The following is a 14162-nucleotide window of genomic DNA, read 5'->3' as shown; positions in this document are numbered from 1 at the left end:
AAGCACAAGAAGGGGAAGTCGATGACACGCAATCTACTGTCGCAGTCGGTTCGTTACACCATGCTGGCCATGGCCGCGGGGATCAGCCTGGGTGCCGGCACTGCCCAGGCCGAGGAGAGCAAGGGCACGATCAACCTCGCCTACGTGGAGTGGGCGTCGGAAGTCGCCTCCACCAACGTGGTACGCGCGGTGCTCGAGCAGGAGGGCTACAAGGTCAACATGGATTCGCTCTCCGCCGCGGTGATGTGGCAGGCGGTGGGCACCGGCGATGCCGATGCCATGGTCGCCGCCTGGCTGCCGACTACTCATGGTGACTATCTGGCCAAGGTGAAGGACAAGGTCGAAGACCTCGGGCCCAATCTCGATGGCACCAAGCTGGGGCTGGTGGTGCCCGAGTACACCTATGAGAAGGTCTCCTCGATCGCCGATCTCAACGCCAACGCGGATCTCTTCAATGACAAGATCGTCGGCATCGATCCCGGTGCCGGCCTGATGTCGATGACCGAAAAAGCGATGAAAGATTACGACATCGACAACCTCTCGCTGCAGTCGAGCAGCGGCGCGGCGATGACTTCTGCCTTGAGCAATGCGATCAAGAACCACGAGGATATCGTGGTCACTGGCTGGACTCCGCACTGGATGTTCGCGCGCTGGGATCTGAAGTATCTCGAAGACCCCAAGAAAGCTTACGGTGACGCCGAGCACATCGACACTGTCGTTCACAAGGGGCTCAAGGAGCGCATGCCGCAGGCTTACGCGATCCTCGACAACTTCTACTGGACGCCGGAACAGATGAGCGAGGTGATGCTGATGAACCAGGAGCCGGGCAGCGACCCGTACGCGAACGCCAAGAAGTGGGTCAGCGAGCATCCTGAGTTGGTCAAGAAGTGGACCGAAGGCACTGCCGAGTAAGCTGGCGGCCGAGTCCGAACGAGAACGCCCGGTCATGACGACCGGGCGTTTTTGTTGCTGCCTGTTGTTGCCCGTTGCTACCTGAAGGGGCCTGCTCGACGGGCGCTACCTACCTGCCTGAGGGGCGTCGTCGGCCCGGGCGGTCATCGCCTCAGGGGGCCAGGCGGGTGCGGTGCCAGGTGGCGTCGTGCTCGTCGTGGCGTGAGTAGCGCACACGGTCATGCAGGCGGCTGCGCTGCCCCTGCCAGAACTCCATCGCCTGCGGCACCACGCGGTATCCGCCCCAGTGCGGTGGGCGCTCGACGTCCTTGCCCGCATACACCTGCTCGAAGCGGGCCAGGCGCTCCTTGAGCCAGTCGCGCCCGGGAATCTCCACGCTCTGCTGGGAGACCCAGGCCGCCAGCTGACTCTTGCGCGGGCGGCTGGCGAAGTAGTCGTCCGAGCGTTCGAGTGTGACCTTTTCCACGCGCCCCTCGACCCGCACCTGACGCTGCAGGCCGGGCCACCAGAACACCAGTGCGGCGTGGGCGACGTGGGCCAGCTCGTTGCCTTTCTGACTCTGGTAGTTGGTGTAGAACAGCAGACCGTCGGGATCGACCCCCTTGAGCAGCACGATACGCGCGTGCGGATAGCCGGCACCGTCGACCGTGGCCAGGGTCATGGCATTGGCGTCGAGCCCCTCACTGGCGATCGCCTGCTCCAGCCAGTGGTCGAACAGTGCCATCGGGTCGTCGGGGGTGTGCTCGGGTGCCAGGGACTCGCCCTCGTAGTCGCGGCGCAGGCCGGCCAGGTCGCTCATGATGGTTCTCCGTTGGCGTGTCTTTGACTGTCATCATTGCAGCCCGGTGGCCGGCGTCAAGCCGTTCCTCACTCGGGCGGCATCATGCCGCGGCGGCGTGCAGTGCGAAAACCGCGCCACAGGCCAGCCAGCCACCGCATGCATAGGCCAGATTCCAGCGCAGCATGTGGCGCGCCTTGATACCGTAGCGCACGCAGATCGCCAGGTTGCTCCCGGAGAGCGGGCTGCTGCCGGTGCCCAGCGCCCAGCTCATCAGAAACAGCATGCCGAGCAGCGTCGGGTCCGGGTGCAGCGGTGCCACCAGTGGCGCCAGGGTGGCGATACCGATCAGCGGATGCACCCCGGTGAAGGCGATGACCACGATCAGCCCTAGGGCAAACCACGCCTGCCAGTGGCCGAAGTGCGACAGCGGGAGGTCGAGCCCCTGGGGCAGGCTCGCCAGCAGCGCGCTCAATCCGGTGGAGATGACCCCAGCGGCGAGAAACAAGGCGAACTGTGGCGCCAACCCTTGCAGCCCTTGGGTGAAATGGCGTCGCAGACGCGTGCGGCGGTCGTCACGCGGCATCAGCAGCAGCGCGAAGGGCGGTGCCACCAGGGCAATGATCAGCGGGATCGAGAGTGCCGGCCACAGCAGGTGGAGGGAGATCACCGCGAGCGCCAGTAGACACGGTAGCAGCAGGGCGCTGCGCTCGATCGGGTAGCCCTGGAAGGACTCATCCAGACGCGCCACGTCGGCCAGGTTGACCAGCAGCAGCGCCGCACCGGCCAGCAGGCCCCAGGGCAGCAACGCCAGATAGTCGAGCCCGGGCGCGTAGGTGAGCGCCACGCCCATGGCGACGAAGAAGGGCGACCAGGTCGCGGCGGCGGCGAAGCTGCGACCGAGGATGGCCGCCTGGGTGCGGTTGAGGCGGCCGTCGCGCTGCATGCGCTCGCCGAATAGAAACACCACCGAAAGATTGATCGCGGCGCCGAACAGATGCGCGCCCAGCAGCGTCCCCAGACGGCTGCCGCTGCGCGTTTCACCGCTACGCACCGCCGGGGTCGCCAGGGTCAGGAAGCTGACCCCGGCGAACATCATCAGCAGTGTCTGGTTGGTGGTGAAGGCGTGCCACAGCGGGTATGGCGTACCACGTGCCAGGGCGACTCCCCAGAGCAGGGCCCCCGCGGCCAGCAGCAGCCCGGCCTGCCGACGTGAGGCGCGCGGTAGACCACGCAGCAGGCGCAGGGTCGCCAGCCAGGCGAGGATCGCCGCCGGCCATAGCGGCCAGTGGAAGAGGCTGGCGATGACGCTGAGCGCCAGCATGGCGAGGATCAGCGCACCGGAAGGCCTCATGAGGAAGGGCGTTGGCGTGGACTCTGGCTGCGGAAATAGCGGAAGGCGGAGACCGCAAGCGCCGCCGCGGCCAGCATCTCGACGATCACCAGCGCTGAAACGCCGCCATTGGCCATGATCAACCCGCCCTGGGCCAGGTAGAGCAGACCCACCGCGGTCAGCCACAGATGGCCACGCCGGCGGCGCAGCAACAGCGTTGGCAGGAACAGCAACAGCGGCAGCGCCCGAACCACCAGGGCCGCGGCTTCCGCGTGAGCCTGTGAGTAGCGCCAGATGCCGCCGAGGATCAACAGCGCCAGCAGCACCAGATAGGCGATCCACACGCCACGGCGTGCCTTGATCGAGGCGTCTGACGAGGTATCGGCAGAAGGCTCGGCTGCGGGTCCCTCACTCATCCGCGCGCCTCCCGCATTCGTTTCAGACCCAGCGACAGTTCGGCGATACGCCGGCCCTGGGCACGGGCCAGGTGGCGCTCGTCGTCGTCGACTTCACGCGAGCCATCGGCGCCGGCGACATGGCTTGTGCCGTAGGGCGTGCCGCCACTGCGGGTATGAATCAGGCGGGTCTCGCTGTAGGGCACGCCGGCATAGACCATGCCGTGGTGCAGCAGCGGGATCAGCATGGTCAGCAGGGTGCTCTCCTGGCCACCGTGCAGGCTCGCGGTGGAGGTGAAGGCGGTGGCCGGGCGATCCACCAGGACGCCGTTCATCCACAAACCGCTGGTGGTATCCAGAAAGTACTTGAGCGGCGCGGCCATGTTGCCGAAGCGAGTCGGGCTGCCGAGTGCCAGGCCGGCGCACTGGCGCAGGTCCTCCTCCTCGACGTAGATCGCCCCCTCGTCGGGAATCGTCGGTGCGGTCGCTTCGCTGACCGGGGAGACCGCCGGAACGGTGCGCAGACGCGCCTCGATACCGGCCACGCTGTCGACGCCCTTGGCCAGCTCATCGGCCAGGGTCCGGGTAGCGCCGTGACGCGAATAGTAGAGCACCAGCACGTAGGGCAGGTCGGTGCCTCGGGTAGCGCTGTCAGAGTCCATCGGATCTCCTCGGAAGTCGGTGGGGTAGCGGAGACGGCCTTGTCGGCGAGGCGTCGAGTGGCATTCAGATCAGCTGCAGCACGGCCTGCGGCGGCCGCCCGATGACCGCGTACTCGCCATCATCGGCGATGGGACGCTGCAGCAGACGGGGGTGCTCGGCAATGGCATCGAGGATCTGCGCCAGGGTCGGGTCGTCGATGCCCAACTGGCGCCACTCCGACTCGTCGCGGCGCAGCATCAGCGGGGCGTCGTCACCCAGGCGACGGGCCAGTGCCGCGAGCTGTTCGCGGTCGAGAGGATCGTCCAGATAGCGGTGCAGTGTGACATCGATGCGCCGTGATTCGAGCAGCGACAGGGCTTCGCGTGATTTGGAACAGCGCGGGTTGTGATAGAGCGTGAGCGTGGCCATGGCGCCTGCTGGTTTCGATCGGGGGAAGAGTCTGTATTGTACGGTCGCCCCGGATCGGGCTCAAACGAGAGCCCATGTGGGGCGACCTGCTTTACCCGATTTATACCGTTATCTTTGATCTTGAGGTTTAAGATCTACTGATCGATGAGTCGGTAGATCCAGACGATGCCGCCATCTTCGAGCTTGACGCTTTCGCGTTGATAACGGACACCGACGCGCTCATAGCGATCGAGCGCGCGTAACTCATCCGGGGTGACGCTGATGATCTCGCCGTCGACCTGACCCTCGTCATCCGCGATCACATCGAGGTCCTGCTTGCGGTAACCCGCTAGTGTAGCGGGGCGGCTATCGCCGGCACGGCCGGTGACCAGCCAGCGGATCCAGCTCTGACGCAGCGTACCGTAGACAAAGACATCCTGGCGCGGAATACGCGTATCCACCATCGCCGGCTCGGCAGGGTGGTAGCCGTAGGGGCTCTTGTAGGTGTACCAGAACCAGCCCGCTGCCGTGGCCAGCAGCACCAGGAGCGCGATGAAAATCCATTTCAGCGTACGTAGCATGGGCGTATCGGGATTCCTGAGCGTGAGGTTGGGGTGGTTGACCCGATGACCGGGGCGGCATATCCCGAGAGCATAGCGGTGCTCGCGCGATGGCGGGAGTCTACAGTCACGGATTGAGGCAGTCGCTGATCCTCGTGCTAGCATTCGAAGAGGCTGATTCGCCTGTCAGCCATGTGTCATCACGCTGTAGTCATCCCGTGGTATCACCCCATCGCCCGCGGTGCGGGGTGCCCGAGCCGATCACAGGAGGAGCGCCATCATGAGTCATGCCACCAACGAGCATCAGGCCTTCCGACAAGCTTTGGGCAGTGACGTTCGCCCGCTGACCAAAGGCGGCGACAAGGCCCGGGTCGAACGGCGTCGCGCAGCGCCCTCGGAAGCGCAGCTGGCCCGCCGCGAGAGTGCACAGCAGGGGCTCGCCGACGAGCGCGATTTTCTCTCCGACGAGTTCGTCGATCTGGTCGGCGCCCACGACCCGATCGAATACCGCCGTGACGGTATCCAGATCGGCGTCCTCGAACGCCTGCGCCATGGCGGCTACGCCGCCGAGGCGCGTCTGCATCTGCTGCGCATGCCGGTACTCGAGTGCCGGCGCGCGCTATTTGGCTTTCTCAAGGATGCCTACGCCCACGATCTGCGCAGTGTGCTGATCGTGCACGGGCGCTCCAGCGAGGACAGCGGCCGCGCCAACGTCGTGCGCTCTTATCTCCATCACTGGCTGCGGCAGTTCGAGGAGGTGCAGGCGTTTGCCTCGGCGCCACCGCAGCAGGGTGGGCTGGGCGCGACCTTCGTGATGCTGCGCAAGTCGGAGCGCGCCCGCGCCGCCAACCGCGAGCGCCAGCAGAAGCGCCGCGGCTAGAGGATGCGGGAGTCAGCGTAAAATCATAAAAAACCCCGGTGCTAACCGGGGTTTTTTCATCGGCGGGCCAGGCTCAGCCGGCTCGATGCTCGCGCAGACGGCGAACGAACAGCGGCTCGTGGAGATCCACCGCCGGCTGATAGCTGACGCTGAACGCGGTGAGCGCGCGCAGCGCCGATTCGATGTCTTGATCCTCGCGCAGGGCCAGGGCATCGAAGCCGCAACGGCTCATGTAGTAGAGCTGATCGATGAGCACATCACCGATGGCACGAATCTCACCGGCGTAGCCGAAGCGTTCGCGCAGCAGCCGGGCCAGCGTATAGCCTCGGCCGTCGGTGAAGGCGGGGAAGTCGATCGCGACCAGCGCCGCCTGCTCGAGGGTGGCGGCCAGTGCCGGCGTCAGCTCGGTATCACTGGGCAGCCAGGGCGCCAGCTCGCCGTCGGCGCTGTGCGCCTGCCACAGCGTCAGCGGCACGATCGCCGGACGGCTCTCCGGCAGCGTCTCGGTATCGCGCGACAGCACCCATGTATCCTCGACCTGCTGACCCAGCTTGAGCAGCGGCGCGCGAGTCGTGACGACTTCGCGTGTTTCGAGTGAGGTATCCGATTCAGGCATAGACCCGCTCCTTGAAAGCCTGGTGACCGACACGGCGATAGGTATCCAGGAAGCGCTCGTCGTCGAGACGCTTTTCGACGTAGACCTGGAGCACCTTGTCGATGACACCGGGCACGTCTTCGCGATAGAACGACGGGCCGAGGATCTTGCCCAGCGAAACGTCGTCGTCGGCGTTGCCGCCCAGCGAGATCTGATAGTACTCCTCGCCCTTCTTGTCGACGCCGAGAATGCCGATATTGCCCACGTGGTGGTGGCCGCAGGCGTTCATGCAACCCGAGATATTGAGATCGATCGGCCCCAGATCGTAGAGGTAGTCGAGGTCCTCGAAACGCTCCTGGATCGCCTGGGCGATCGGGATCGACACCGCGTTGGCCAGCGAGCAGAAATCACCGCCGGGACAGCAGATAATGTCGTTGAGCGTGCCTACCGTGGGGTTGGCCATGCCCAGAGCATCGAGCTGCTGCCATAGGGTCTCGATCTCGTCCACCGGCACGTCGGAGAGCACCAGGTTCTGCTCGTGGGTGACGCGCAGTTCACCGAAGCCGTAACGCTCGGCGAGCTCGGCCACCGCGTCCATCTGGTCGGCGGTAATATCGCCAGGGGCCGCCTCGCGCCGCTTCAACGACAGCGTGACTGCCTTGTAACCCGGCACCTTGTGGTCCATCACGTTGTTGGTGACGAAGCGCGCGAAGGCACGGTTGTCTTGCCGGAGCTGTTCGTACTCGGCGATGGCGGCGTCGTCGACCGGGCGGCGCGCCGGCTCGGGGAAGTGGACCCGGGCGGCCTCGACGGCGGCTTCGTTGAGGGTCTGCGAGCCATCCTTGAGATGCGCCCATTCGGCCTCGACGCGACGGGTGAACTCCTCGATGCCCAGCGCCTTGACCAGAATCTTGATGCGCGCCTTGAACTTGTTGTCACGGCGGCCGAACTGGTTGTAGACGCGCACGATCGCTTCGAGATAGGTGAGCAGGTGCTGCCACGGCAGATCGTCGCGCACCACTTCACCGATCATCGGCGTGCGCCCCATGCCGCCGCCGGCCAGCACGCGCACGCGCAGCTCGCCGGCATCATCGAGCCACAGTCGCAGGCCGATGTCGTGGACATGGATCGCCGCGCGGTCGTCGGTAGCGCCGGTCACCGCGATCTTGAACTTGCGCGGCAGATAGGCGAACTCGGGGTGCAGCGTGGACCATTGCCGGATCAGCTCGCACCAGGGCCGTGGGTCGACCACTTCGTCCTTGGCGATACCCGCGAACTGGTCGCTGGTGGTGTTGCGGATACAGTTGCCGCTGGTCTGGATGGCGTGCATCTGCACCTTGGCCAGGTCGGCCAGGATCTCGGGCACGTCCTCCAGCGCCGGCCAGTTGAGCTGCAGGTTCTGACGCGTGGTGAAGTGGCCGTAGCCGCGGTCGTAGCGGCGGGTGATCGCCGCCAGCGCGCGCAGCTGCTCGCTGCTGAGCATGCCGTAGGGGATGGCGATACGCAGCATCGGCGCATGGCGTTGAATATAGAGACCGTTCTGAAGGCGAACGGGACGGAATTCTTCCTCGCCCAGCTTGCCGGCGAGGTAGCGATCCATCTGGTCGCGGAACTGGTTCACGCGCTCATCGACGAGCGTCTGGTCATAGGCATCGTAGCGATACATCGGGCCGAATCCTGCTAGTCATGGATTGCCAACAAGGGCACCTTAGCGCCTCTGCTTTATTCTACAAAAGAATAAATGATCATAATTTGTTGCTTAAGCGTTATTAGCCGCCGGGTCACGCTCATGACGCCTGGGCGGCCGGCGCCACCGCATCGTCCGGATCATAGGAGAGCACCGGGGCCAACCAGCGTTCCATCTCGGGCAGAGCGAGCCCCTTGCGCGCGGCCAGCGCCTCGACCTGATCGCGGCCGATCTTGCCGGTGGAGAAGTACTTCGACGCCGGATGCGCGAAGTACCAGCCGGAGACCGCCGCCGCGGGCCACATGGCGAAGCTGTCGGTCAGGGTGAGACCGCTGTGCTCGGTGGCGTCCAGCAGCCTGAACAGCGTCGCCTTCTCGGTATGATCGGGGCACGCCGGGTAGCCCGGGGCAGGGCGAATCCCCTGATATTTCTCCGCGATCAGGGCGTCGTTGTCCAGCGTCTCTTCGGGCACGTAGCCCCAGAACTCCTTGCGCACGCGCTCGTGCAGGCGCTCGGCAAAGGCCTCGGCGAGGCGGTCGGCCAGGGCCTGGACCAGAATCGCATTGTAGTCGTCGCCGGCCGCCTCATAGCGCTTGGCCAGCTCGTCCGCGCCGTGTCCGGTGGTGACGGCGAAGCCGCCGATCCAGTCGAGCTGATCGCGCTCGCGGCCATCCGCGGCGTAGCGCGGGGCGATGAAGTCGGCCAGGCTGTAGCAGAGCCCGTCGCGCCCCTTGGTGCTCTGCTGACGCACATGGTGAAGGCGCTCGATGACCCGCGAGCGCTGCGGGTCGGCGTAGACCTCGATGACATCGTCGTCGACGCTGTTGGCCGGCCACAGCCCGATCACCCCCCGCGCGCGCAGATGCTTTTCGTCGATCAGTCGGCGTAGCATCGCCTGGGCGTCGCGAAACAGGTTGCGTGCGGCTTCACCGACCACTTCGTCGTCGAGAATGCGCGGATACTTGCCCGCCAGCTGCCAGGTCATGAAGAAGGGGGTCCAGTCGATGCGCGGAACCAGCTCTTCGAGATCGTAGTCGTCGAATACCGTCAGGCCGGGCTGTGCCGGCGTCACCGGGGTGAAGTTCTGCCAATCCGCCTGGAATCGACGCTGGCGTGCCTCGGCGTAGTCCAGGTCGGCCGCCTTGGGCCGGCGCTTGGCGTTACGTTCGCGCACCTGATCGTACTCGCGCCGGATCTCGGCGACATAATCCGGCTTGAGCGTGGGCGAGAGCAGGCGGCTGGCCACACCCACGGCGCGCGAGGCGTCGCTGACGTAGATCACCGGCTCGGCGTACTGGGGGGCGATCTTCACCGCGGTGTGGGCCTTTGAGGTGGTGGCGCCGCCGATCAGCAGCGGCAGGGTGAAGCCCTGGCGCTGCATCTCCTTGGCCACATGAACCATCTCGTCGAGCGACGGTGTGATCAGCCCTGAGAGGCCGATGATGTCGGCACCCTCGTCGCGGGCGGTCTTGAGGATCTTCTCCGCGGGGACCATCACGCCGAGGTCGATTACCTCGTAGTTGTTGCACTGCAGGACCACGCCGACGATGTTCTTGCCGATATCGTGGACATCGCCCTTGACCGTGGCCATCACGATCTTGCCCTTGGACTGGCTCTCGCCGGACTTCTCCGCCTCGATGTAGGGGATCAGATAGGCCACCGCCTGCTTCATCACACGGGCCGACTTGACCACCTGGGGCAGGAACATCTTGCCCGCACCGAAAAGATCGCCGACCACGTTCATGCCATCCATCAGCGGGCCTTCGATCACCTCGATGGGGCGCTCGGCCGCCGCCCGCGCGGCTTCGGTATCCTCTTCGATGTAGGCCGTGATGCCCTTGACCAGAGCGTGCTCGATGCGCTTGTCGACCGCCCAGCCGCGCCACTCGAGATCCTCCTTCTTCGGCCCTCCAGCGCTATCGCCACGATACTGCTCGGCGATCTCGAGCAGCCGCTCGGTGCCATCGCTGCGGCGATTGAGGACGACGTCCTCGACCGCCTCGCGCAGGGCTGCGGGGAGATCGTCGTAGACCGCCAGCTGGCCGGCGTTGACGATACCCATGGTCAGGCCGGCCTTGACCGCGTGATAGAGGAAGACCGAGTGGATCGCCTCGCGCACGGTGTTGTTGCCGCGGAACGAGAACGAGACGTTGGACACCCCGCCCGAGATCATCGCATGGGGCAGGTGCTCATGGATCCAGCGGGTGGCTTCGATGAAATCGACGGCGTAGTTGTCGTGCTCCTCGATCCCGGTGGCAATGGCGAAGATATTGGGGTCGAAGATGATGTCCTCGGCGGGGAAACCGATATCATCCACCAGCAGCCGATAAGCGCGCTCGCAGATCTCGGTCTTGCGCGCGAAAGTATCGGCCTGGCCCTGCTCGTCGAACGCCATGACCACGATGGCGGCACCGTGACGCCGACACTCGGTGGCCTGGTGGCGGAACGACGCTTCGCCCTCCTTCAGCGAGATCGAGTTGACGATCGCCTTGCCCTGGATGCACTTGAGACCGGCTTCGATGATCTCCCACTTGGAGGAGTCGACCATGATCGGCACCCGGGCGATATCGGGCTCGCCGGCGATCAGGTTGAGGAAGCGCACCATCGCCTCCTGCGACTCCAGCATGCCCTCGTCCATGTTGATGTCGATCACCTGGGCGCCGTTCTCGACCTGCTCCAGCGCCACTTCCAGGGCGGTGGTGTAATCCTCTTCCTGGATCAGGCGCTTGAAGCGCGCGGAGCCGGTGACATTGGTGCGCTCACCGACGTTGACGAACAGCGACTGCGCCTCGATGTTGAACGGCTCGAGCCCCGAGAGGCGGCAGGCGGCGGGGCGCTCGGGGATCTGCCTTGGCGCCAGGCCGTCGACCGCGCGCCGGACTGCGGCGATATGCTCAGGCGTGGTGCCGCAGCAGCCGCCGATCACGTTGAGCATGCCGCTCTCGGCGAACTCGCGCACGATCGTGGCCATCTCCTCGGCGCTCTGGTCGTACTCGCCGAACTCGTTGGGCAGGCCGGCATTGGGGTGCGCGGAGACGAAGGTATCGGCCTTGAGCGAGAGCTCCTCGAGGTAGGGGCGCAGCTCCTCCGCGCCCAGGGCGCAATTGAGCCCCACCGCCAGCGGTCGCGCATGGCGCACCGCGTTCCAGAACGCCTCGGTGGTCTGCCCGGAGAGGGTGCGCCCGGAGGCGTCGGTGATGGTGCCGGAGATCATCACCGGTAGCCGCTTGCCGCGCGCTTCGAACAGCGCCTCTAAAGCGTAGATCGCCGCCTTGGCGTTGAGGGTGTCGAAAATGGTCTCGATCAGGATCAGATCGGCGCCGCCTTCGATCAGCGCGCTCGCGGCTTCGGTATAGTTGTCGCGCAGGGCATCGAAGGTGACGTTGCGCTTGGCCGGATCGTTGACATCGGGGGAGAGCGACGCCGTGCGTGAGGTCGGGCCGAGGACTCCGGCCACGTAGCGCGGCACGCCGCTCTCGGCGGCCACCGTATCGCAGGCCTCACGGGCCAGGCGGGCAGCTTCGCGATTGAGTTCGGGTACCAGTGCCTCCATGCCGTAGTCCGACTGCGACAGCCGGGTGGCATTGAAAGTGTTGGTCTCGACGATATCGGCGCCCGCTTTCAGATAGGCGCGGTGGATCGCGCCGACCACTGCCGGCTGGGTCAGGGTCAGCAGGTCGTTGTTGCCCTTGAGTTCACTGGGCCAGTCGGCGAAGCGTTCGCCGCGGAAATCGGCCTCGTCGAGGCGGTATTCCTGAAGCATGGTGCCCATACCGCCGTCGAGAATCACGATGCGCGCTGCGAGGGTCTGGGTCAGGGTCTCGATCGACGGTCTGCGGTGAGCGGCCATGCGGATCTCCTGCGGCGGAAGGGCTCGGAAAAGGATAGTGGGTGCGCCGGAGCGCGCGCCTGGCTCAGTCGAGCGTGACGGGGGCCACAGGGTAGCAGAAAGCGCGGGCGGGGGAGACTCGCCGGGACTGTCGGAGGAATACCGGCACTTTCCTGACTAAATCACTCGGGATTGTCTTGGGGGCTGCTTTTTTCTACCATGGTCACCATCCACGAGACCCAAGCCTCTAGCGTCACGCCGTCTCGTTTCACCACTTCTCAAGCAGAGTTCGCAGCGACATGAGCCAACCGATTCAGATCACCGAAAGCGGACAGGAGTACCTGGCCGAACTGCTGGCCAAGCAGAACGTCGAGGGCATTGCGGTGCGGGTGTTCATCACCCAGCCGGGCACGCCCTACGCCGAGACCTGCCTGGCCTACTGCCGCCCAGGCGAAGAAGAGCCCAGCGACGAGCGCCTCACGCTGGAGAAGTTCGATGTCTTTTTGGACAAGAACAGCGTGCCGTTCCTGGAAGAGGCCGTGGTCGACTTCAATCCGGACCGCATGGGCGGGCAGCTGACGATCAAGGCGCCCAACGCCAAGATGCCCAAGGTCAATGCCGATAGTCCGCTGGAGGATCGTGTCAATTACATCCTGTATAGCGAGATCAATCCCGGGCTCGCGGCGCATGGCGGTGAAATCCGCCTGATCCAGCTCACCGACGAGCAGGTCGCCGTGCTGCAGTTCGGTGGTGGCTGTCAGGGCTGTGCCGCGGTCGACCTGACGCTGAAGGAGGGGGTCGAACGCACCCTGATGGAGCGTATCCCTGAACTCGCCGGTATTCGCGACGTCACCGACCATACCGATACCACCAACGCCTACTACTGATCAGGTCCTGCCGGGGGCTGCCACCGGCACCAACGCCTGTCTCGAAAAGCGCTCATCCGAGCGCTTTTTTCATGCCTGTTGATCCGGGCGAGCGGCGGCAGCGCTGGAACAGGGAGCCCGAGGGCGCAAGACCTGACAGCCCGCTGTTTATCTCGTCATAATCTAATATTGGAGCACGGCAAGGCACGCTTCACGCCTTGTGGCAGGCAGGCCGTCATCCCATAACAACAGCGACAGGCGAACATGCGATCAACGAAAGTAGGGGTAAAGCTAGTGGGCGGGCTGATGGCTGGTCGGTTGGCCGCAGTAGCGCTGTGCGCAGCGCCGATCCTGGCCCAGGCCGCCACGGCGATCACCATTGGTACCGGTGACGCCAACGGCGTCTACTGGCCTACGGGCCAGGCGATCTGCCGCTTCTACGAGGCGTCCACCGGGCAGCAGTGCCAGGCGCGTATCACCGGCGGCTCGCACTACAACGCCACCGCCGTGCGCAATGGCGATCTGACGTTCGGTATCGTGCAGTCGGATATCCAGTACGCCGCGCTGAACGGTAGCGGCCTTTACTATGACAGCGGCCCCGCGCCGGATCTGCGCTCGCTCTTCTCGTTGCATTCGGAAGCCTTCACCGTGGTCGCGACGCTCCCCGAGATCCAGCGCTTCAGCGATCTGCGCGGACGACGGGTCAATGTCGGCAACCCGGGCTCCGGCCACCGGGTCACGCTGGACGCGCTGCTTGCGGTACAGGGCCTGTCCGAGAACGTCTTCGCCCTGGCCGGTGAGTTACGCCCGGAAGACATGCTTCAGGTGCTCTGTGCAGGGCGTCTCGACGCCTTCGTCTACGTGGTGGGGTTTCCCTCGCGAGCCATCGAGGCCGCCACCCGCGACTGCCAAGGCCACCTGGTCAGCGTCGAGGGGATGGGCGTGGAGAGGCTGCTCGAGCGCTATCCCTACTACACTCGGGTCAGGATTCCCGGCGGCACCTATGCTCACACGCCCGAGGATATTCGCACTTTCGGCATGCGCGCGACCTTGTTGACGCGCGCAGACGTCGACGAAGAGACCGTTCATGCTCTGGTCGCGGCGGTATTCTCGCATATCGAGACGTTGCGAACGCAGCACGCCTCATTAGCCGCATTGACACCCGATGAGATGAGCAGCGCGGGGCTGACCGCGCCACTACACCAAGGCGCGCGGCGCTACTACGAGGAGGTTGGACTGCCGCTGCCCGAGCCCGCTCCGCACTAAAGGAGCGTTCT

13 protein-coding genes are annotated in these 14162 nt (G+C 65.2%); 4 read left to right on the top strand and 9 right to left on the bottom strand.

Annotation, left to right across the window (positions count from 1 at the left end; translation table 11 throughout):
- Positions 1 to 21 precede the first annotated feature (21 nt).
- Positions 22 to 912, top strand: coding sequence for a glycine betaine ABC transporter substrate-binding protein (locus tag ABV408_RS09970; protein ID WP_353978829.1), 891 nt, complete (start codon positions 22 to 24; stop codon positions 910 to 912).
- Positions 913 to 1063: 151 nt separating this feature from the next.
- Here the strand turns inward: ABV408_RS09970 and pdxH are convergent, their stop codons facing one another.
- The 6 genes from pdxH to ABV408_RS09940 all read right to left on the bottom strand — a co-directional run bounded on the left by pdxH (position 1064) and on the right by ABV408_RS09940 (position 5049).
- Complete coding sequence (gene pdxH, locus ABV408_RS09965) at positions 1064 to 1714, bottom strand: pyridoxamine 5'-phosphate oxidase (protein ID WP_353982224.1); 651 nt, start codon at positions 1712 to 1714, stop codon at positions 1064 to 1066.
- 79 nt (positions 1715 to 1793) lie between these two features.
- Entirely contained in the window at positions 1794 to 3044 is a 1251-nt protein-coding gene (locus ABV408_RS09960; protein ID WP_353978828.1) for a hypothetical protein, read from the bottom strand.
- Entirely contained in the window at positions 3041 to 3439 is a 399-nt protein-coding gene (locus ABV408_RS09955) for a DUF2069 domain-containing protein (protein ID WP_353978827.1), read from the bottom strand. Before ABV408_RS09955 ends, ABV408_RS09960 begins: the two co-directional genes overlap by 4 nt.
- A complete protein-coding gene (wrbA, locus tag ABV408_RS09950; protein ID WP_353978826.1) occupies positions 3436 to 4080 on the bottom strand; it encodes an NAD(P)H:quinone oxidoreductase in 645 nt (214 codons plus the stop codon). Before wrbA ends, ABV408_RS09955 begins: the two co-directional genes overlap by 4 nt.
- 64 nt (positions 4081 to 4144) lie before the next feature.
- Positions 4145 to 4489: an arsenate reductase (glutaredoxin) gene (gene arsC / locus ABV408_RS09945; RefSeq protein WP_207035582.1), complete on the bottom strand. Its 345-nt coding sequence runs from the start codon at positions 4487 to 4489 to the stop codon at positions 4145 to 4147.
- Between the two features lie 134 nt (positions 4490 to 4623).
- Positions 4624 to 5049, bottom strand: a complete 426-nt coding sequence (locus ABV408_RS09940; RefSeq protein WP_353978825.1) for a gamma-glutamylcyclotransferase family protein — start codon at positions 5047 to 5049, stop codon at positions 4624 to 4626.
- Between the two features lie 259 nt (positions 5050 to 5308).
- On the opposite strand from ABV408_RS09940, the gene smrA reads away from it, so the two are divergent.
- On the top strand, positions 5309 to 5908 hold the full coding sequence (gene smrA / locus ABV408_RS09935) for a DNA endonuclease SmrA (protein WP_353978824.1): 600 nt from the start codon (positions 5309 to 5311) through the stop codon (positions 5906 to 5908).
- A 73-nt stretch (positions 5909 to 5981) separates the two neighbouring features.
- Here smrA and ABV408_RS09930 read toward each other — a convergent pair whose 3' ends face one another.
- From ABV408_RS09930 to metH, 3 genes are all read right to left on the bottom strand, one after another.
- Positions 5982 to 6524 (bottom strand): DUF934 domain-containing protein, encoded by a 543-nt coding sequence (locus ABV408_RS09930; protein ID WP_353978823.1) that lies wholly within the window; start codon positions 6522 to 6524, stop codon positions 5982 to 5984.
- Positions 6517 to 8169 carry a nitrite/sulfite reductase gene (locus ABV408_RS09925; RefSeq protein ID WP_353978822.1) on the bottom strand — a complete coding sequence of 551 codons (1653 nt, stop codon included), beginning with the start codon at positions 8167 to 8169 and terminating at the stop codon, positions 6517 to 6519. The genes ABV408_RS09930 and ABV408_RS09925 overlap by 8 nt, the downstream gene beginning before the upstream one ends.
- 121 nt (positions 8170 to 8290) lie before the next feature.
- The gene (gene metH / locus ABV408_RS09920) at positions 8291 to 12040 is read right to left on the bottom strand and encodes a methionine synthase (protein ID WP_353978821.1); all 3750 of its coding nucleotides are present in this window, start codon (positions 12038 to 12040) and stop codon (positions 8291 to 8293) included.
- A gap of 278 nt (positions 12041 to 12318) precedes the next feature.
- Here metH and nfuA point away from each other — a divergent pair, with 278 nt between their 5' ends.
- Together nfuA and ABV408_RS09910 are read left to right on the top strand one after the other, a co-directional pair.
- Positions 12319 to 12906 carry a Fe-S biogenesis protein NfuA gene (nfuA, locus tag ABV408_RS09915; RefSeq protein WP_110677772.1) on the top strand — a complete coding sequence of 196 codons (588 nt, stop codon included), beginning with the start codon at positions 12319 to 12321 and terminating at the stop codon, positions 12904 to 12906.
- Positions 12907 to 13191: 285 nt separating this feature from the next.
- The gene (locus ABV408_RS09910) at positions 13192 to 14151 is read left to right on the top strand and encodes a TAXI family TRAP transporter solute-binding subunit (RefSeq protein ID WP_353978820.1); all 960 of its coding nucleotides are present in this window, start codon (positions 13192 to 13194) and stop codon (positions 14149 to 14151) included.
- Positions 14152 to 14162 lie beyond the last annotated feature (11 nt).

Source organism: Salinicola endophyticus (assembly GCF_040536835.1).
Lineage (GTDB): Bacteria > Pseudomonadota > Gammaproteobacteria > Pseudomonadales > Halomonadaceae > Salinicola > Salinicola endophyticus_A.
This window is presented reverse-complemented; position numbering and strand designations above follow the sequence as displayed.

Bases quoted from the DNA above. Each gene is read 5' to 3' on its own strand.
- ABV408_RS09940 (WP_353978825.1), bottom strand. From the start codon at position 5,049: ATGCTACGTACGCTGAAATGGATTTTCATCGCGCTCCTGGTGCTGCTG.
- wrbA (WP_353978826.1), bottom strand. From the start codon at position 4,080: ATGGACTCTGACAGCGCTACCCGAGGCACCGACCTGCCCTACGTGCTG.
- arsC (WP_207035582.1), bottom strand. From the start codon at position 4,489: ATGGCCACGCTCACGCTCTATCACAACCCGCGCTGTTCCAAATCACGC.
- ABV408_RS09925 (WP_353978822.1), bottom strand. From the start codon at position 8,169: ATGTATCGCTACGATGCCTATGACCAGACGCTCGTCGATGAGCGCGTG.
- metH (WP_353978821.1), bottom strand. From the start codon at position 12,040: ATGGCCGCTCACCGCAGACCGTCGATCGAGACCCTGACCCAGACCCTC.
- ABV408_RS09960 (WP_353978828.1), bottom strand. From the start codon at position 3,044: ATGAGGCCTTCCGGTGCGCTGATCCTCGCCATGCTGGCGCTCAGCGTC.
- ABV408_RS09910 (WP_353978820.1), top strand. From the start codon at position 13,192: ATGGCTGGTCGGTTGGCCGCAGTAGCGCTGTGCGCAGCGCCGATCCTG.
- nfuA (WP_110677772.1), top strand. From the start codon at position 12,319: ATGAGCCAACCGATTCAGATCACCGAAAGCGGACAGGAGTACCTGGCC.
- ABV408_RS09970 (WP_353978829.1), top strand. From the start codon at position 22: ATGACACGCAATCTACTGTCGCAGTCGGTTCGTTACACCATGCTGGCC.
- ABV408_RS09930 (WP_353978823.1), bottom strand. From the start codon at position 6,524: ATGCCTGAATCGGATACCTCACTCGAAACACGCGAAGTCGTCACGACT.
- smrA (WP_353978824.1), top strand. From the start codon at position 5,309: ATGAGTCATGCCACCAACGAGCATCAGGCCTTCCGACAAGCTTTGGGC.
- ABV408_RS09955 (WP_353978827.1), bottom strand. From the start codon at position 3,439: ATGAGTGAGGGACCCGCAGCCGAGCCTTCTGCCGATACCTCGTCAGAC.